Annotated in this window: 20 protein-coding genes; 10 read left to right on the top strand and 10 right to left on the bottom strand. The window is 63.0% G+C overall.

Annotated elements, in window-relative coordinates; all coding sequences use genetic code 11:
- Positions 1 to 32: 32 nt before the first annotated feature.
- The gene (locus CPI83_RS09630) at positions 33 to 974 is read left to right on the top strand and encodes an alpha/beta hydrolase fold domain-containing protein (RefSeq protein WP_019749334.1); all 942 of its coding nucleotides are present in this window, start codon (positions 33 to 35) and stop codon (positions 972 to 974) included.
- A 51-nt stretch (positions 975 to 1,025) separates the two neighbouring features.
- On the opposite strand, the gene CPI83_RS09625 is transcribed toward CPI83_RS09630, so the two are convergent.
- Entirely contained in the window at positions 1,026 to 1,910 is an 885-nt protein-coding gene (locus CPI83_RS09625; protein ID WP_097388159.1) for an ABC transporter substrate-binding protein, read from the bottom strand.
- Positions 1,911 to 2,113: 203 nt separating this feature from the next.
- On the opposite strand from CPI83_RS09625, the gene CPI83_RS09620 reads away from it, so the two are divergent.
- The 4 genes from CPI83_RS09620 to CPI83_RS09605 are packed head-to-tail and all read left to right on the top strand — an operon-like array spanning position 2,114 to position 5,576.
- Complete coding sequence (locus CPI83_RS09620; protein ID WP_019749336.1) at positions 2,114 to 3,052, top strand: ABC transporter substrate-binding protein; 939 nt, start codon at positions 2,114 to 2,116, stop codon at positions 3,050 to 3,052.
- Between the two features lie 4 nt (positions 3,053 to 3,056).
- Positions 3,057 to 4,202 carry an ATP-binding cassette domain-containing protein gene (locus CPI83_RS09615; RefSeq protein WP_029255803.1) on the top strand — a complete coding sequence of 382 codons (1,146 nt, stop codon included), beginning with the start codon at positions 3,057 to 3,059 and terminating at the stop codon, positions 4,200 to 4,202.
- A gap of 4 nt (positions 4,203 to 4,206) precedes the next feature.
- A complete protein-coding gene (locus CPI83_RS09610) occupies positions 4,207 to 4,890 on the top strand; it encodes an ABC transporter permease subunit (protein WP_019749338.1) in 684 nt (227 codons plus the stop codon).
- On the top strand, positions 4,887 to 5,576 hold the full coding sequence (locus CPI83_RS09605; protein WP_003945081.1) for an ABC transporter permease: 690 nt from the start codon (positions 4,887 to 4,889) through the stop codon (positions 5,574 to 5,576). Before CPI83_RS09610 ends, CPI83_RS09605 begins: the two co-directional genes overlap by 4 nt.
- Before the next feature lie 71 nt (positions 5,577 to 5,647).
- Here CPI83_RS09605 and CPI83_RS09600 read toward each other — a convergent pair whose 3' ends face one another.
- From CPI83_RS09600 to CPI83_RS09585, 4 genes are all read right to left on the bottom strand, one after another.
- Positions 5,648 to 6,841 (bottom strand): NADP-dependent malic enzyme, encoded by a 1,194-nt coding sequence (locus CPI83_RS09600; RefSeq protein ID WP_003945072.1) that lies wholly within the window; start codon positions 6,839 to 6,841, stop codon positions 5,648 to 5,650.
- 462 nt (positions 6,842 to 7,303) lie between these two features.
- A complete protein-coding gene (locus CPI83_RS09595; protein WP_097387136.1) occupies positions 7,304 to 7,678 on the bottom strand; it encodes a hypothetical protein in 375 nt (124 codons plus the stop codon).
- 3 nt (positions 7,679 to 7,681) lie between these two features.
- Positions 7,682 to 8,293 (bottom strand): MarC family protein, encoded by a 612-nt coding sequence (locus CPI83_RS09590; protein WP_003945093.1) that lies wholly within the window; start codon positions 8,291 to 8,293, stop codon positions 7,682 to 7,684.
- The gene (locus tag CPI83_RS09585) at positions 8,293 to 9,147 is read right to left on the bottom strand and encodes a PHP domain-containing protein (protein WP_020908451.1); all 855 of its coding nucleotides are present in this window, start codon (positions 9,145 to 9,147) and stop codon (positions 8,293 to 8,295) included. Before CPI83_RS09585 ends, CPI83_RS09590 begins: the two co-directional genes overlap by 1 nt.
- A gap of 169 nt (positions 9,148 to 9,316) precedes the next feature.
- Here CPI83_RS09585 and CPI83_RS09580 point away from each other — a divergent pair, with 169 nt between their 5' ends.
- Together CPI83_RS09580 and CPI83_RS09575 are read left to right on the top strand one after the other, a co-directional pair.
- Entirely contained in the window at positions 9,317 to 10,387 is a 1,071-nt protein-coding gene (locus CPI83_RS09580; protein WP_019749341.1) for a magnesium and cobalt transport protein CorA, read from the top strand.
- Positions 10,388 to 10,520: 133 nt separating this feature from the next.
- A complete protein-coding gene (locus CPI83_RS09575; RefSeq protein WP_007736117.1) occupies positions 10,521 to 10,967 on the top strand; it encodes an SRPBCC family protein in 447 nt (148 codons plus the stop codon).
- 25 nt (positions 10,968 to 10,992) lie between these two features.
- On the opposite strand, the gene CPI83_RS09570 is transcribed toward CPI83_RS09575, so the two are convergent.
- Positions 10,993 to 11,577 carry a suppressor of fused domain protein gene (locus tag CPI83_RS09570; RefSeq protein ID WP_097387135.1) on the bottom strand — a complete coding sequence of 195 codons (585 nt, stop codon included), beginning with the start codon at positions 11,575 to 11,577 and terminating at the stop codon, positions 10,993 to 10,995.
- Between the two features lie 71 nt (positions 11,578 to 11,648).
- On the opposite strand from CPI83_RS09570, the gene CPI83_RS09565 reads away from it, so the two are divergent.
- On the top strand, positions 11,649 to 12,347 hold the full coding sequence (locus tag CPI83_RS09565) for a metallophosphoesterase (RefSeq protein WP_097388158.1): 699 nt from the start codon (positions 11,649 to 11,651) through the stop codon (positions 12,345 to 12,347).
- Positions 12,337 to 13,200 (top strand): hypothetical protein, encoded by an 864-nt coding sequence (locus CPI83_RS09560; RefSeq protein WP_003945080.1) that lies wholly within the window; start codon positions 12,337 to 12,339, stop codon positions 13,198 to 13,200. Before CPI83_RS09565 ends, CPI83_RS09560 begins: the two co-directional genes overlap by 11 nt.
- Here the strand turns inward: CPI83_RS09560 and CPI83_RS09555 are convergent.
- Positions 13,193 to 14,299: a winged helix DNA-binding domain-containing protein gene (locus tag CPI83_RS09555; RefSeq protein ID WP_097387134.1), complete on the bottom strand. Its 1,107-nt coding sequence runs from the start codon at positions 14,297 to 14,299 to the stop codon at positions 13,193 to 13,195. The genes CPI83_RS09560 and CPI83_RS09555 overlap by 8 nt on opposite strands.
- Positions 14,300 to 14,309: 10 nt before the next feature.
- A complete protein-coding gene (locus CPI83_RS09550; RefSeq protein ID WP_097388157.1) occupies positions 14,310 to 15,575 on the bottom strand; it encodes an ATP-binding protein in 1,266 nt (421 codons plus the stop codon).
- Between the two features lie 126 nt (positions 15,576 to 15,701).
- On the opposite strand from CPI83_RS09550, the gene CPI83_RS09545 reads away from it, so the two are divergent.
- Positions 15,702 to 15,938, top strand: a complete 237-nt coding sequence (locus tag CPI83_RS09545; protein WP_232816900.1) for a hypothetical protein — start codon at positions 15,702 to 15,704, stop codon at positions 15,936 to 15,938.
- Positions 15,939 to 15,941: 3 nt separating this feature from the next.
- Here CPI83_RS09545 and ugpC read toward each other — a convergent pair whose 3' ends face one another.
- Positions 15,942 to 17,111: a sn-glycerol-3-phosphate ABC transporter ATP-binding protein UgpC gene (gene ugpC / locus CPI83_RS09540; RefSeq protein WP_019749347.1), complete on the bottom strand. Its 1,170-nt coding sequence runs from the start codon at positions 17,109 to 17,111 to the stop codon at positions 15,942 to 15,944.
- A gap of 4 nt (positions 17,112 to 17,115) precedes the next feature.
- Positions 17,116 to 17,946 carry a carbohydrate ABC transporter permease gene (locus CPI83_RS09535; RefSeq protein WP_097387133.1) on the bottom strand — a complete coding sequence of 277 codons (831 nt, stop codon included), beginning with the start codon at positions 17,944 to 17,946 and terminating at the stop codon, positions 17,116 to 17,118.
- Position 17,947: the final 1 nt, after the last annotated feature.

The raw sequence follows: 17,947 nt of genomic DNA, 5'->3' as shown, positions 1-17,947 counted from the left end.
GCAGTTCGCATAAAGAGTCAGGAGCCCTGCCGGTGAGCACGTTCACCCTTCCGCTGCCCGTGGTCGCATTCTTGTTGAAGCCGTACTTCCGTCTGGCTTTCAACTCGCGGCTGCCGTATCGGATTCAACGTCTGTTGCTCGAGGCCGGGGCACCGCTACAGCAGGTTCCAGCGGGCGCCGTCGTGCGCCCGCTGGAGCTGGCTTGCCGACCGGCTGAGAAGATCACCGTCGGCGCAACCGAGCGCCCCACCGCAGTTCTCTACCTGCATGGCGGGGCGTACACGCTGGGTTCGCTGGCCACACACCGTTCTCTCGCAGCTCATCTCGCCCGTGAATCGTCCAGTGCGGTCTTCACCTTGGACTACCGTCTCGCGCCGGAGAATCCGTATCCCGCCGCTCTCGACGACGCGGTCTCAGCCTTCATGCAGTTGGTCACCGAGTTCGACTATTCGGAAGACCGCGTTGCCATCGCCGGCGATTCGGCCGGTGGCGGTCTGGCCGCGGCGACCGCTCTGCGTCTGATCGAGCGTCACGGCGTGACCCCCGGCGCGCTCGCACTGATCTCGCCGTGGGTCGATCCCGGCGATCGGGGTGCTACCAAAAAGGCCGACCTGGTGGTCAACACAGCTTGGTCCTTCGATGCCGCCGACGCTTACCTTGCCGGCGGCGACCGTACTGATCCTGGCTACGCGCCGATGCACGGCAAGCTCGACGGGTTGCCGCCCACCAGGATTCACGTCGGTTCCGAGGAGGTCCTCTACCCGCAGATCATGACGTTCACCGACAAGCTCTCCGCTGCCGGCGTCGACGTGTCACTGGTGGAGTACGCACGACTGTGGCATGTGGCTCACGCACAGGCGTCACTGGTGAAGGAAGCAGCAGACGCCGTTGCCGACCTCGGCCAGTTCATCGCATCGAAACTGATTCGTGCCAAGGATGATTCGAGTTCAGCAGTGGGATCGAACAGTCACTGACGGGTGGCCCACTCCGTCCATGTCACTGACGGGTGGCCCACTCCGTCCATGTCACTGACGGGTGTCCCACCAGGTCCGTGCCACTTCCGAGGCTGACGCCTTGCCGGTCCGCACCTTCTCGATCATTGCGGCGAGATCGGTGGTGGACAGTTCACCCGCAACGACGCTGAGCGCCTTGACAGCCGAATCTCCCAGTGCGCCCGCTCGAAAGAGCGGAACGACATTCTGCGCAGCCAGAACGTGATTCGAATCAGCGAGCACTGTGACGGCATCGGATTGTGCCAGCGCTGACAGCGTCGTGGTTCCGAATACCTGTGCACCGGGTACGTCTGCCGGCGTTGCCTGATCGACACCGGCGAAGACACACTCGGCGCCCTCGGCCAACTGTTCCACTGCCCCGTCCTCGACGAATCTCGCGGAGACGAGCGGCGTCGCCGCGGCACACGAAGGAGCAAAGGCTTCTATCGTCTTCGCTCCCAACGACTGTGCGTATCCGGTGTCGAGTGCGAGGACCGCACGATCTTCGGCCATCGCATAGTCGGAGACCGAAAGACCCTCCGGCAGAGAGCGACTCAAGGCTTCGAAGACGTCGTCGGCCTTGCGGGCCGGGGATGACGGGTCGTAGTGATCGAGCAGCGCACCGGTGAACTCGGACACCAAGGTGACTCGCGCTGCGTCCAGAGCCTCGAGTGATTGGGTTCTGCCTCCACCCACCGATTCGACGCGAGCCGACAGACCGGAAGATGAGAGCACCGTCGAATACACCTCGGCCAACACCGAACTCTCCACTGATGCGTTAGCAGCCACCACGATCTGGTCACGAGACTCCGCTCCGGCGCTCTCTACCACCGAATCACCGTTTGCGCATCCGCTGAGAATTGGCAGGACCATCAGTGCTGCAACAACAGTCGAATACTTCGTGCGTGTGCTCTTCACCGAAATCCTCACATCCAATCCCATGGATCGAAAACCGTGCCATGTCGGTACCTATCGTTACACTTGTCGGGCGATGCGCGGTAACCAGTCCTGACGCAGCCACTCGGTGGCGGCGCCGTCGAAGCCACTCGGGTGGCTTCGCCACAAGGGGATGGTTTCCGACGCCCGAAACACGGGACGCCCGAAAAACCGGAAGGACGCTCATGCGCACCTCACGATTTCGTTCCAACCGTTGGCTCGTAGCCGCGGCAACCGTTGTCTCTCTGACTGCACTGACAGCGTGCGGTAGCAGTGACGGTGACTCCAACAGCGATCCCAACGCGGTTGTCGTCGGCTCCGCCAACTTCACCGAATCCGAGACGATCGCCAACATCTACGCCGAAGCACTGCGTGTCAACGGGTTCGATGTGTCCACGTCGTTCAACGTCGGCAGCCGTGAGGCGTACATTCCGGCACTCAAGGACGGGTCGATCAGCGTCATTCCGGATTACACGGGAAATCTCCTGCAGTACTTGGATCCCGACAGCACGGCCACCAGCTCCGCTGATGTCCTCGCCGCTCTTCCCGCAGCTCTCGGGTCGGAATTGGCAATTGCGACGCCTGCATCCGCCGAGGACAAGGACGCCGTCGTCGTCACCAAGGAAACCGCTGACAAGTGGAACCTGAAGACGATCGCCGATCTGGCTCCGCATTCCGCCGAGGTCAAGTTCGGCGCTCCGGCCGAGTTCCAGGAACGTCCAGCCGGATTGCCCGGTTTGAAGTCCAATTACGGTCTCGACATCTCGGCAGCCAACTTCGTCCCGATCGCCGACGGCGGTGGACCGGCAACAGTGAAGGCTCTCTCGTCCGGCGACATCACGGCGGCAAACATCTTCACGACGTCTGCCTCCATCCCGGCAAACAACTTCGTGGTTCTCGAAGACCCGAAGAACAATTTCCCGGCTCAGAACGTGGTGCCGGTGCTGCGCGCGTCGAAGTCTTCCGACAAGTTGAAGACAGTCCTCGATGCGGTGTCCGCCAAGCTCACCACCGAAGAGTTGTTGGCACTCAACGTCCAGGTGTCCGGCGACACCAAGACGGAGCCGGCAGCGGCGGCCAAGGCGTGGGTGACGGCGCAGGGCCTCGACAAGCCGGTCTCGTAGTCACGTGATCACATTCGAGGGCGTCACCAAGCAGTATCCGGACGGCACCACCGCCGTCGACCGTCTCGATCTCACCATCGAGGCCGAGTCGTTCACGGTGTTCGTGGGGCCGTCCGGGTGCGGCAAGACGACGTCGATGCGCATGATCAACCGGATGATCACACCGACGTCGGGCAAGATCTTCGTCGACGGTCGTGACATCGAACAGACCGACGCGGTGAAGCTGCGTCTCGGCATCGGGTACGTCATCCAGAACGCGGGCCTGCTTCCGCATCGCACCGTGATCGACAACGTCGCAACAGTTCCGGTACTGCGCGGTGAGTCCCGCCGCGCAGCGCGCAAAGCCGCGTTGGGGGTACTCGAACGAGTCGGTCTGGACATCTCCCTTGCCACCCGCTATCCCGGGCAACTCTCGGGTGGGCAGCAACAACGTGTGGGAGTTGCGCGTGCATTGGCTGCCGATCCGCCGATCCTGTTGATGGACGAGCCCTTCAGCGCCGTCGACCCGGTGGTGCGTGAGGATCTGCAGACCGAAATGCTCCGTCTTCAAAGCGAACTGAAGAAGACGATCGTCTTTGTCACCCACGACATCGACGAGGCAGTCAAACTCGGTGATCACATTGCCGTCTTCGGTCCCGGCGGGCGGCTTCAGCAGGTTGCGGCACCTCGCGACGTGTTGGCCGCACCGGCAACGGATTTTGTCGCCGGATTTGTCGGACGCGATCGCGGATATCGGGGATTGTCGTTCCGCGCTGCCGACGAGGTTCCGTTACACCCCGTACGCACGGCCGTCGAGAACGAATTGAAGGCTCTGCGTCTCGAATTGGGCGAGTGGGTTCTCGTGGTCACGGACAGCGGAAGTCCACAGGGATGGATCGACGTGACCGGCGTCGAAGGCCTGCGCTCGGGACGCACTCTCGCGCAGTCGACGTCGGCCGGTGGTTCGTTGTTCTCCCCCGGCGGTGATCTACGCCAAGCACTCGATGCGGCAATCTCGTCCCCTTCCGGTATCGGCGTTGCCGTCGACGGCGAGGGAGCGGTCATCGGCGGGATCCTCGGGTCCGAAGTCGTGGCGAAATTGGCAGATCAGCGTCGACGCGAGGACGAGGAACGCAACCGAGTCGCCTTCACCGAGGGATTCGGGGCGTAGCGGCATGCGCTGGCTCATCGACAATTTCTCGACGGTCGTGGACTACTCGAAGACCCATCTGTATCTGGCGCTGCTGCCCTTGTTGATCGGTCTCCTGATTGCTGTTCCGGTCGGAACAGCGATCCGCAACGTCAGATGGCTGCGCCGAATCACGTTGACCCTGGCGAGCATTGCGTTCACGATTCCGTCGCTCGCGCTGTTCGTCACCATCCCCCAGCTGTTCGGACTCAAGACCCTTGATCCGCTCAACGTCGTGATCGCACTGAGCGTCTATGCGACGGCACTGCTCATCCGGGCCGTGCCCGAAGCACTCGATTCGGTGCCGGACAACGTCATCGACGCTTCCACCGCCGTCGGGTTCACACCGCTACGACGCGCCCTGACGGTCGAGTTGCCGTTGGCACTGCCGGTGATGATCGCGAACATCAGAGTTATTGCCGTTACCAATATTTCGCTGGTTTCGGTCGGATCGCTGATCGGAATCGGCGGGCTGGGAGTTCTGTTCAAACAGGGCTACGACCGCGACTACCCGGACCAGATCGTTGCCGGCATCATCGCGATTGTCGTGCTGGCCCTGGCGCTCGACCTGATCCTGTATCTGATCGGCCGATTCCTGACCCCGTGGACCAGAACATCGACCTCGTCGAAGGTCCCCGCCGTCGTGGCTGCCGAGGGGGAACCCGTATGAGCATCTTCACCGGAGCCTGGGACTTCATCGTCGATCCCGGAAATTGGAGCGGCGACACCGGAATCGGCACCCGCATCCTCCAGCACCTCTGGTACAGCGTTCTGGCCGTGGCGCTTTCGGCTGTGATCGCGGTGCCCATCGGATTACTCATCGGCCATCTGCGTCGCGGTGAGATCGTGGTCGTCAGTCTGGTCAACGCACTGCGGTCGCTGCCCACTCTCGGCCTGCTGACCTTCCTCGTTCTTCTCATGGGACTCGGGGTGATGCCGCCGATTCTCGCCCTCGTCATCCTCGGCATTCCCCCACTACTCGCCGGCACGTACGCCGGAATTGCCAGCGTCGACCGCGGCGTCGTCGAGGCCGCGCGGGCGATGGGTATGACCGAACTCCAAGTGCTCTTCCGCGTCGAGATACCCAATGCGCTGCCATTGATTCTCGGCGGACTGCGTAACGCGACACTGCAGGTGATTGCCACGGCAACGGTCGCCGCCTACGTCAACCTCGGCGGCCTCGGCCGGTACATCTTCGACGGTCTCGCGCTCTACAAGTACGACCGAGTGGTCGTCGGCGCAATCCTGGTCGCGGTTGTGGCTCTGGTCGTGGACGGCTTACTGGCGCTGGTGGTCTGGGCATCGGTTCCCGGGACCGGCAGGCTGCGCCGAACACCCGATCTCACTCGTCTGTAGATCGGTACACACGAAAAAGCCCCGATCGGAACCTTGTGTGCGGGTTCCGATCGGGGCTTTCGTAGTCCCTCTTAGCTGGTCACGCCCTCAGCATGCGCTGCGGCCGCGACGGCTTCCGCTACTGCGGGTGCCACGCGAGGGTCGAGTGGGCTGGGGACGATTTTGTCCGCCGCCAACTCGTCGCCGACCACCGACAGGATTGCCTCGGCGGCAGCGAGCTTCATACCTTCGGTGATGCGACGGGCGCCGGCGTCGAGCGCGCCCTTGAACACACCGGGGAAGGCGAGAACATTGTTGATCTGGTTCGGGAAATCACTGCGACCCGTAGCCACGATCGCCGCGTACTTCGACGCGGTTTCGGGGTGAATCTCCGGGTCCGGGTTGGAGAGCGCGAACACGATCGACTCGGGAGCCATCGAAGCGATGAGCTCCTCGGGGATCTTGCCCGCCGAGACACCGAGGAACACGTCGGCACCTTCGAGAGCCTCGATGGCACCACCGTGCAGGTCGCGGGGATTGGTGCGGGCCGCGAGTTCTGCCTTCACGTCGTTGAGGTCGCTGCGCTCGCCCGAGATGATGCCCTTCGAGTCCAGCACGATGACGTCGCTGATTCCGGCGGCGAGCAGGATGTTCGCGCAGGCAACACCCGCAGCACCGGCGCCGGAGATGACGACCTTGAGTGTGGTGATGTCGCGGCTCTGGACCTTCACGGCGCCCTTGAGGGCAGCGAGGACCACGATGGCGGTTCCGTGCTGATCGTCGTGCATGACGGGGCAGTCGAGGGCTTCGATGACGCGCTTCTCGATCTCGAAGCAACGCGGCGCCGAAATGTCCTCGAGGTTGACCGCGCCGAAGCTCGGGCGCAGACGGATGAGCGTCTCGACGATCTCGTCGGGATCCTTGGTGTCGAGAACCAGCGGAATGGAGTTCAGTCCGGCGAAGTTCTTGAACAGTGCCGACTTGCCCTCCATGACGGGCAGCGACGCGCGGGGGCCGATGTCGCCGAGTCCGAGAACCGCGGTGCCGTCGCTGACCACGACGACGAGTCGGTTGGTCCACGTGTATCGATCGGCGAGGGTTTCGTCTGCAGCGATGGCGCGGCTCACCTGAGCAACACCCGGCGTGTAGGCGATCGAGAGGGCCCGCTGCGTATCGAGCGGCGCGGTGGTCTCGACCGAGAGCTTGCCACCGACGTGAGCGGCAAAGATTTCTTCGTCGGTCAACTCGACCTTGGGTACGTTGATGGCTTCAGTCACGAGGGACACGATGACACTCCTGATTAGTCCAGCCTCAAGCGGGGCTGGGTTACTGGGAAGTAATCCTTCGGACCGCTGCGAAACCACGTTCACAACGGTCAGAGATCATTTCTTCCGCGAACGACTACTGAGAAGAAGAGCATTCGGCGTGCGCGAGAAAGTGGGCCGCAATACATCCGAAGCGTCATGGTGTGGGGCGGGTGAGCCCTGGCGTACCCATGCAATCTAGGTTTCGGGAGAAATTCTGACGAAACCTGCACTTCGGGGCCGGGCTGTGGCGCCGCCTCGAAGTAACTCCAGTTTGCCACCAGAGTCGGATCACAATCAAATCCTCCAAGCGGTCGGATTCCTCACCACACTCAAACCCGAGTCGTCATCCCCACCCAGTCATCCCCACCGTGTCATCCCCACCCAGTCATCCCCACCCAGTCATCCCCACCCAGTCATCCCCACCCAGTCATCCCCACCCAGTCATCCCCACCACTGCGTCACCAACAACAGCCCCGCCACCACGAGCACGACCACCGATCCGGCAACCGCCGCGATACCCCGCCTGCGGTCGCACCAGATCTGCGCGGCCAAAGCAACCACCGAAGCCGCAATGTGCGCGGTGATCGACGTTGTTCCCGGACCCGGGAATCCGCGGTTGCCGCCCAGATATGCCGAACCGATGATCACGAGTGTCAAGACCACGATTCCGGCCGCCACGGTGCCGCTCAGGGCGCGTAGAGCGCGAACCAGCAGCCATTGTCGTTTGTCGGCGGGATAGTCGTAATCGTCTTCGTACTGATAATCCTGAAAATCCTGGTACCGGTAGTCGTCCTCGTACCTGTCGTCGTATGTCATCTCTTACGCTCCCGCGACGAATCCGCGGACTGATTCCGCAATGAGTTGAACTGCGATGGCGGCGAGCAAAAGACCGGCGATGCGTGCCAGCAGGCTGATGCCACCCTCACCCAGTATCCGGATCAGTGCCGTCGAGAAGCGCAGGACCACGAACAGCACGAGGTGGATGGACAGAATCGCCAACGCGATCGCCAGATACGACGCCGCTTCACCATCGGCCTGGGCGACAAAGACGATGACAGCCGCAATTGCACCGGGACCGGCCATCATCGGCGTTCCCAGAGGAACGAGTGCGACGTTGACGTCGTCGGCTCCCTGCGGACGGTTGGAGGCCTTCCCGGTCAGCAGTTCGAGTGCGATGAGAAGCAGCAGTAATCCGCCTGCGCCCTGCAACGCCGGAATGCCGATGTGAAGGTAGTTGAGTATCGCCTGACCGCCGATGGCAAAGACCGAGATGACCGCAAGGGAGACGGCGGGGGCCTGCCATGCCGCTCGGTTGCGATCTTCACGGCTCTTGCGGCCGACCAGTGACAAGAACACCGGGATGACTCCGGGCGGGTCCATGATCACGAACAGCGTGATGAACACGGTGAGGTAGAGCGTGGTGTCGAGCATCAGCGCCCAAGTACCTCCACGCCGGTGGCAGCCGAGACGAGTTTGTCGAACTCGGCCTCGTCCGTGAGCTCGTCGCCGAGTCCGATCGTCTTGTTCTCGCCGTGGTAGTCCGAGGATCCGGTGACTGCCAAGCCCAGGTCGACGGCCAGGCGGCGCAGGACGTCACGATCGTCGCTGCGATGGTCCGGGTGATCGACTTCGAGACCCCCGAGACCCAGATCGGCCAGATCACGGATGTGGTCGAGCGCAAGCAATCCGCCGCGCGAACGGGCACGTCCATGCGCAAGGACAGTTACTCCCCCGGCCGCTGCCACCAGTTCGACGGCGTACTCGAGCGGAGTGTCGTACTTGGGAACGTCGTATCGCCCTCGACTGGACAACAGGTCGGAGAAAGCCTCACTGATGCTCGACACCACTCCCGCTCGCATCAGGGCCGCTGCGACGTGCGGGCGTCCGACGGACGGACCGGCGTCAGCCAAGATCTGATCGGGATCGACGGGCAGACCGTCGCGCGCCATCATGGTCGTCATCACCCGGATACGTTCGACGCGTTCGGCGCGCAGTCGCTCACGTTCCTTGGCGAATTCGGGGTGCGTCGGATCGAACAGGTACGCCAGCAGATGAACAGCGACCGGCCAACCACGCTCACCTCGACCTTCGCACGACATCTCCATCCCACGAACCAGGCTGACGCCGGCCGGCAAGGCGTGCGCCGCCTCGGCCCAGCCCGAAGTCGTGTCGTGATCGGTGATGGCGACGACGTCGAGTCCGGCGTCGGCTGCGGCGCGCATGAGGGCAGCCGGGGTATCGGTGCCGTCCGATGCGTTGGAGTGGGTGTGAAGGTCTATTCGCACTGTTCCAGTGTGTCAGCAATCGGCAACTTCATCGCGCTCCGGTGGGCGAGCAGGAAGCTGACGTACGATTACGCCGCAGCGGCAGCGCAATTCGATCACGTGTCGCTGCAGTGCCGTTCCCCTGCCGTTCCACTGCACTACAGACCGAGAAGGAGCGAGCGTGCCAACCATGCCGTCACTGCCGAATTGGTCGAACGGCAAATCGACGCAAGCCGATGCGCCCAAGATCCCCGTTCCGGCAGCCCGCGCGATCGTCGACTGCGCGGTCTACGTGGACGGCGTGCGGTTGCCGGGCAAGTACACGCACCGCGCCGCGTTGGCCGAGGTCCGTAGTCGAGACAACGCGTTCGTCTGGGTGGGCATGCATGCACCCGACGAAGGCCAGATGCAAGATGTCGCAGCAACTTTCGGACTCCACGAGTTGATGGTCGAGGATGCCGTCCATGCACACGAGCGCCCGAAACTCGAACGCTACGACGACGTCATGTTCCTGGTGCTGCGCACGGTCGTCTACGTACCGCACGAGTCCGTGGCGACGGCGAGCGAGATCGTCGAAACCGGCGAGATCATGGTGTTCGTCGGTCCCGACTTCGTGGTGACCGTCCGGCACGGGGATCACTCCGAACTGGCAAGCGTGCGCAAGTCACTCGAGCAGAATCCCGAGCGTCTCGCCATGGGCCCGTTCGCGGTGTTGCACGCGATCACCGACCACGTCGTCGACAGCTATCTCTCCGTCATCCAACTCGTCGAGCAGGACGTCGACAGCATGGAAGAGTTGGTGTTCAACCCGCGGAACACCGTTGCCGTCGAGCATATCTACCTGCTCAAACGTGAAATCGTCGAACTACGACGCTCGGTCACTCCACTCGGATTGCCACTGCTCCAGCTGACCCAGCCCGCGGGCGGCCTCGTCCCGAAGGAGATCCGGCGATACTTCCGTGACGTAAGGGATCACCACACGATCGTGGCCGAACGTATCTCGGAGTACGACGAGGTGTTGAGTTCCCTGGTCGATGCCGCACTCGCGAAGATCGCGGTGCAACAGAACACCGACATGCGCAAGATCTCGGCTTGGGTCGCTATCGCCGCCGTGCCGACGGGCGTTGCCGGTATCTACGGAATGAACTTCGAGAACATGCCGGAACTCGGTTACAAGTACGGCTATCAGTCCATCCTGTTCCTCATCGCGTCGGTGTGTGTCGGCTTGTTCTTTCTCTTCCGTCGCAACAACTGGCTGTGAACCTCGCGCGCTGACTCCCTGTACTTGCCACCGTCGCAGGCGGACAATGGATATGGGTACGCATTTTCATTCCGTTCCCGAAATTCATTTTGCGACAAGCAAATTCAGATCCAGGAGAGATGGAGGAACAACCATGCCTACAGTCGAGCAGTCTGTAGAGATCGCGTTGCCACCCAAGGACGTCTGGGAGTACATCGCCGTCGCCGAGAACTGGCCCAACTGGGAGAATTCGATGGTCGAGTGCAAACAGATCACCGACGGCCCGATGGGCGTGGGAAGCCGTTGGCACGGTGTCTCGAGAATCCTGGGCAAGCGCCTCGAGTGGACATCCGAATTCACCGAGTACGACCCACCGAGATCGTCGAAATCGACGTCCGTCGAAAGTCCGGTCAGCTTCTCGCAGACCACGACATGCGAAGAAGTCGGTGACGGCACTCGGGTCACCTACCGACTCGACAGCGAAAGCGGACTCGGCGGCGTATTCGGCAAGATGGCCGACCCGATCGTGACGAAAGCATTTTCACGGACCGTTCGGGTAAGTCTCGAGAACTTGGCGGACATCCTCGTGCACGCCGAATGATCTGACGGACAAAGCGCCGGCGCAGCTAGAGCGAGGCAGCGGAACGGTGCGGATCGCGAATGTCGATCCCCGCCTCGGTCCACGCTTCCCGCAGCGCCTCCGCGCCGCGCAGACGCACCCAGGCGGCTTCGGTACCGGTCAGGGGGACCACGCCAAGGAAGCGCACCGGATCGAACGGCTCCGGCAGCGTCAGGTCGGCGATCCCGCTGTCACCGAGAAGCACCGCCGTGAACGCAGTGTCCTTCCACAGCGGCTCGCCCAGGTCCAACAGTGCGTCCTCGAGCAGCACGACGCCTTCGACGGACGGCGCCGCAGCCAGGACCGCGAGCGTCCTGGCCACACCCGACGCGACACCCGTGCCACCGCGCAGGGTGAGCGCCAACTCGGCGCGAGGACCGCGTGTGGGGTCTGCGACCAGTTCATTGGGGTCGCCCATCGGATGACGCGAGCACCCCAGTGTGACGTAGCGGACCAGTCCGTCGGGTGATTCGAAACGCAGCACGTCCAGCGGTTCGACACCGAGGAACGTCACTGAGGCCGCGGTGGGGTCCGGCCCCTCGATGCTGCTGACGAGATGGGCCCGGACGGAAGATACGACGCTGTCTGACACTCGACCATCTAAACACCGTGCCCGCGAGGTTCGCAGCGCAGATACCTCGCGGTGGCGGTAGCGTCGTCGAAATGGTCTCCGTTCTCGCTGTCAGCGACGAGACCGTCGAATTCCTGTGGAGCAGTCAAGTTCGTTCACTCGGAGTCGACGTGATCCTGGGCGCGGGCGATCTGCCGTTTGCGTATCTGGAGTACCTGTCTGACCAACTGAATGCGCCGTGCGTGTTCGTTCCCGGAAACCACGACGTCGATCTGTCCGGATATTCGAACAAGAGATCCGGTTGGATGCGGGCAGGTATGCCGGCGCAGTGGCCCGGCCCGACCGGCGCAGTCAACGCCGACGGACGCATCGTGACCGTCGCCGGTCTGCGGATCGCGGGCCTCGGTGGTTCCATCCGATACAACACGGGTCCCAATCAGTGGTCCGAGCGCCAGCAGAGCCGACGCGCCCGCTCGCTCACCTGGCGAAACGCCTGGCAATCGCGGCTTCCCGGTGGCCGGGCGGGCGTGGATGTGCTGCTCACCCACAGCCCCGCCCGCGGTGTCGGCGACGCCGAGGATCGGCCACATCGTGGGTTCGAATGCTTCACCCCCTTGATCCGCACCCTCGATCCGACGGTCATGATTCACGGACACATCCACCCGCACGGGCGAACACCTCTCGATCTGGAGGTAGGCCGGACTATCGTGCTCAATACCGTCGGCTTCACGCTGATGGAGTTTTCCCCAGGTACTCCGCCGACGATCGTGAGGCGCCGACATGGCTCGTGACACCGGATTTCCCACAGCCGACGCGGAAAACGACTTCGCTCGTCAGCGTCGACGCGCCGACGTTGCCCGTCTGGTCAGTTGGTTACGACGCGAACCGGACGACGTCAACGCGATCCTGCCGTTCGACGAGGTTGTCGCAGCTCTGGGCAAGGTCGGCGAGAAGTCTCTGGGTCTGCAGGTTGTCACCATCGAATCGATAGTCGGAAGTGTCGACCGCACAGGTGATTTCGACAGGTACTTCCGTCCGACGTCCACTCACTCGCGCGCTCGTTGGGAGCGACTTGCGGTGGCGCAACGCCGCGGCGAATCGGTACCACCCGTTCAGTTGTATCGCGTCGGCTCCATGCATTTCGTGATCGACGGACACCACCGAGTGTCCATTGCGTGTGCGATGCACCAGAAGACAATCGACGCGTACGTCACCGAGATCATCACGCGTATCTCGCCGGAAGGCATCACTCAGCGCGCCGATCTGCTCATCAAAGACCATCGCCGACTCTTCCTCACTCGCGTTCCGCTGCAGGGCTCCCAACGCGAAGCCGTCCAGGTCACCGACCCGTGGGAGTACGCCGAACTCAGTGAGTGCGTGGAGGCGTGGGGTTTTCGGCTTATGCAGGAAAAGGGCGAGTTCCTCGGCCGAGACACGGTCGCCCGGCGCTGGTTCGGCGAGGAGTTTCTCCCCGTCGTGCGAATGCTGCGGGGCGCCGACATGTTGCCCGAGCACACCGACGCCGAGGCGTACTTGTGGATCGCCCGGGAGCGGTACCGACTGGTGCGGCGGCACATGTGGAATGACGAGATCGTGGCCGAACTACGCGATCGAGCACCGCGAAAGCACAAGCCCGCTACGTAGCGACAGCGAACCGCACCTCTCGGGTCGGGATCTTCGGGTGCATGAACTTCAGCAACGAACGCGCTTCTTTCTCGATGGACGCGAGTGCGGTCTTCGGTTGCTGCGCAAACAGAGTCGCGCTCAACTCGACCGTCTCCTTGGCCGGCGTCACCGTCGCGAATCCCACCACCTTTCCGCGCACCAGGATGGCGGGCTTGATGATGCCGTTGACGGTGAAGACGCGAGTTCGATACTGCTCGTCCATGATTCGCGAGCGGTCGGCGTGCGAGAGCAGGATGTTGTCGAACGGAGCAAGGATTCTGACCGGCGGTGTTCCGGAGTTCGGTCGTGGCGCATCCGGCAGGTCGAACACCTCGGCCCCTTTCGCGTTGACAAAGTTGATCAGGCCGGGACGTAGCCTCTCGAAGACTTCGGCGAGTCTCGTGAGCCCTGACCACGCTTGCGCATCCTTCACGCTCGCGGGCCCGAAGGCAGCCAGATAGCGCAGCACCATCGCGTCGGGATCTGGAGTTGAACTCATTTCTGCGCCAAGCCAATTCTCCAAGGTCGTCAGTGCCGGCGCTCCGGATCGTCCCCACAGACCTCGCGGTGGCACCTGCACCATCGGCAGAAGCCCTCGAACTCCGTGCGCCAGTCCCTCGGCCGCGTGGCCGGGAAAGCGCTCTGCCAGTATCGGTCTCATCTGCATCTGAGTGAGCGGCCCGTCCGCTACCAGGTCACGCCCCGCCTGCGCCAGCGCGTCGAGATCCAACCCGGTGAGCGCCGCACGCTGAGTGCTGTTGGTGTGGAGGTCGCGTTCCATGATCGTCTGAACCGCGGCACGGAAGGGACCCGCATCGGCGGCCGAGAGGGCAAAGACCGTGCCCCGCATGGCAACCAGCCGCACCACCTGGCGCTTCTCGACAAGGGTGGAGAGGTCTTCTGCCGCAAAGTTCTTCAGCCGCGCCCACAGTGCCAGGTACGGCGGATTCGGCGCCTGGGCCTGCAGACCTGCCAGGTGCTCGATCGCATCCAACGCGCTGACCTCGGCCCGCCGCAGCAGGAACTGCCGCGCCAGAGTCGCCAGGTTGAGCTCGCGATCGGTGATCAGTGCAGCCATCGACAACTCCTCAACGATCGTGGTCAGGGGCGGTGACGATCTCGAACGGTATCTCGACTCGCGCGAGGGTTCCGGACTCTTCACCCGGTCCGACCGAGAACGAGCCACCAGCGGCAACCACACGTAGTTCGTGCGAGAGCAGTCCGATGTGCCCGGCGGCCCGTCGTTGGGCAATCCGATCGGCGCTGATCCCCCGACCGTCGTCCGAGACCACGAGCACCGCACGGTGGTCCAGTAGTGCAAGCTCGATCCGGACGTTCTGCGCGCCGGCATGTTTGACGACGTTGCCCAGAAGTTCTCGGGTGGCGCCGAACAAGACCTCGTCCGCGGACGTGCGCAAATCGTCGTTCCAGCCCGAAGTGTCGACGTCGACCACCACTCCGCCGCGTCCCTGCGCCGAGCGCGCGAGGTCCCCGATCGCGCGGGCAAGGCCAACGTGGACGAGAACTGTGGGATGTAGTTCCGAGACGGACGATCTCAGCAGCGTTGTCGCTTCACCGAGCGCTTTCCCGGCTCGCGCCAACGCGACGGGTTCCGCACTGCCTGCCAATTCGTCGAGATCCATCCGCGCCGCGAGAACGTACTGGAGCGCCCCGTCGTGCAATTGCTCGGACAGTTCTGTGCGCTCACGCTGCTCGAGCCCCATGAGTTCGGCCAGAAGGCTCGTGCGATGCCCGACGAGGTGCCCGATGGTCAACACTCGTGATCTTTGAATCCGAGTCAATCCGATTGCGCCCGCACCCACCCCGGCCAAGGCCATGGTACTCAGCAGGATCGACGGCCACGGCTCGGAATTCGAAGTCATCGTTGCCCAACTGGAAGCAAAAAATACACCGATCGTGCACGCAACGACGCCGACACACACGTCCGTCCGCAGTTGCGTACACGCAAGAACCGGAATGACGAAGAGCCCGTTGCTCAAGATGTCGGCGGTCCAACTCTGCTCGGCTGCGAGACCGGTCAGCAATGTCAGAGTTGCGAGCACGGCGAGGTCGACGAACAAGCCGAGCCAGATCATCGTCACCGGGCCGGTGCCGCCTTTGCGGATCCACAGCGCCACGGCTGCCGACCAGAGGGCATAGGCGCCCAGAATCGCGAAACACCATCCCGCGTCGTTCATCGGCGGGACGAAGATCAGCGTCAGGGCGATGAACAGCACCAGAGCGCCGCGCACCGTCAGTTGGAGGTACGCACCGCGGTAGGCGTGTTCGCGCATGATCCGTTCGAGGTCCGGGCCGCCGGGCAGGTGCTCGGTTCGTACCGAGGATTCGTTCATCTGTCCTCCTGTGCCGCCCATCCCAGTTCCCTGTGAATGAGCTTCGCACACGAGATTTCACAATCAACCCGCAATACCGTGAATGGCACAGCATTCACCGAACCTCGAAACCACGCAGGAGTGCTCATGATCTCGACCCGAGCAAGCAAGCGCCGCATCGCCACTCGATTTGCCGTCGCCGGCGCCCTGGCAGCGGCGCCGATCGCCGTGGTCGCCGGGACAGCGCAAGCCGCCCCGGCCTCCACCCATCACGAACAATTCGGCCGCCTGGTCCCCCTGCTCGAGCCGGCCGACGCAGCGCCCGGCCCCGAACAGGGACCGCTCCCCTGGGGCGCGACGTATTCGGTCACCTTGCCCGGGTAAAGGTCACAGCAGCAGATTGGCTCCCGTACCGCCGTCGAACACTGCGATCTTGGCGGGATCGAACCACAGATCGATAGACCTGCCCTGGGCCACGGTGGACTCCGACGAGAGCCTGGCAACCAGTTGACCGCCACCAGCGACGGCCGTTCCCGAATCGGCGGCGAGTTCCTCGAGTTCACGAGAATTGACGGCGGGGCCACCAGCGAGGAAATACGCGTACTTGTCGGAACCCATCGATTCCAGCACGTCGACGTCGACGGTGAACGTCCCACCGTGCGGCTTCTGCGCTGCATCGACCAGCGCCACGTCCTCGAAATGTTCCGGCCTGATACCGACCACGACGTCCTTGCCCGAGCCGCTGCCCGAGATCTTCGACTGCGCCGCCGCGGGCAGGCGAACATCGCCGATCGGCGTGCTGACGCCGTCCGCCGTCAACTGTCCGGGGAAGAAGTTCATGGACGGGGACCCGATGAACCCCGCCACGAACAGATTGTTCGGACGATCGTAGAGTTCCTGCGGCGCACCGATCTGTTGCACGATTCCGCCGCGCAGCACGACTACCCGATCGCCGAGCGTCATCGCCTCGGTCTGGTCGTGGGTCACGTAAATCGTTGTCGTACCGAGTCGCTGCTGCAGTCGGGCGATCTCCGTCCGCATCTGCACGCGCAGTTTGGCGTCCAGGTTGGAAAGCGGCTCGTCCATGAGAAACGCCTTCGGGCTGCGCACGATTGCGCGTCCCATCGCGACACGCTGACGCTGACCGCCCGACAGGTTCGCCGGTTTGCGATCGAGATGCTGGGTGAGGTCGAGCACCCGCGCCGCGTCGTCGACCTTGGCGTTGATCTCGTCCTTGGACATCTTCGCCAATGTCAGTGGGAACGCGATGTTCTGGCGCACCGTCATGTGCGGATACAGAGCATACGACTGGAACACCATCGCGATGTCGCGGTCCTTGGGGGCGCGTTCGTTGACGCGTTCACCCGCAATCCTCAGCTCGCCGGTCGAAATGTCTTCCAGCCCGGCAATCATGTTGAGGGTCGTGGATTTTCCACAACCGGACGGGCCCACGAGAATGATGAATTCTCCGTCGGCGATGGTGATGTCGACATCACTGACCGCCTTGGCTCCGTCCGGGTACAGCTTGGTCACCTTGTCCAGCACGATCTCGGCCACAGGCTTATCCCTTCACTGCGCCGGAAGTTAGCCCGGCCACGATACGACGTTGGAAGAACAGAACAAAGATGATGATCGGAATGGTGATGACCATGGCGGCCGCGGCAATCGACCCGGTGGGCTCCTCGAATTGTGAAGCGCCGGTGAAGTTCGCGATGGCCGCAGGGGCGGTGATGGAGCGTTCGGTCGACGTCAACGAGATCGCGAACAACAGATCGTTCCAGCAGAAGATGAAAACCAAGATGCCCGCAGTGACGATGCCGGGCGCGGCGAGAGGAGCCACCACCTTCCGGAACGCCTGACCCGGCGTCGCGCCGTCCATCTGAGCCGCCTTCTCGAGTTCCCACGGAATCTCTTTGAAGAACGCCGAGAGCGTGTAGATCGCCAACGGCAACGCAAAGGTGATGTACGGCAGGATGAGTCCGGCCCAGGTGTCGAAGAGTCCGAGCCGTCGTTCGATGTCGAACAGCGGGCTCACCAATGAAATCTGCGGGAACATCGCGATCAGCAGTGCAACACCCACCAGCAGCTTCTTGCCCGGGAAATCCAGGCGCGTAATGGCGTACGCCGCCATGGTCCCGATCACCACGGCGATGACCGTCGAGATGAGTCCGATACCGATGGAGTTGATCAGAGCACTGGTGAAGGCGCTGGTGTCGAAGATTCCTCGGTAGTTGTCCAGGGTCCACTTCTCCGGAATGAACTTGCCGTCCTTGATGGTTCCGGCCGGTTTGAAGGACAGGCTGGCGATCCACAGGACGGGAACCAGCGCGTACAGCAAGACCAGAAGGTTGACGACGGACCAGCTGATCTTGAGTCTGGGAGTCACGGTCATG

It is taken from the genome of Rhodococcus sp. H-CA8f, assembly GCF_002501585.1.
In the GTDB taxonomy this organism is placed as follows: Bacteria; Actinomycetota; Actinomycetes; order Mycobacteriales; family Mycobacteriaceae; genus Rhodococcus_F; species Rhodococcus_F erythropolis.
This window is presented reverse-complemented; position numbering and strand designations above follow the sequence as displayed.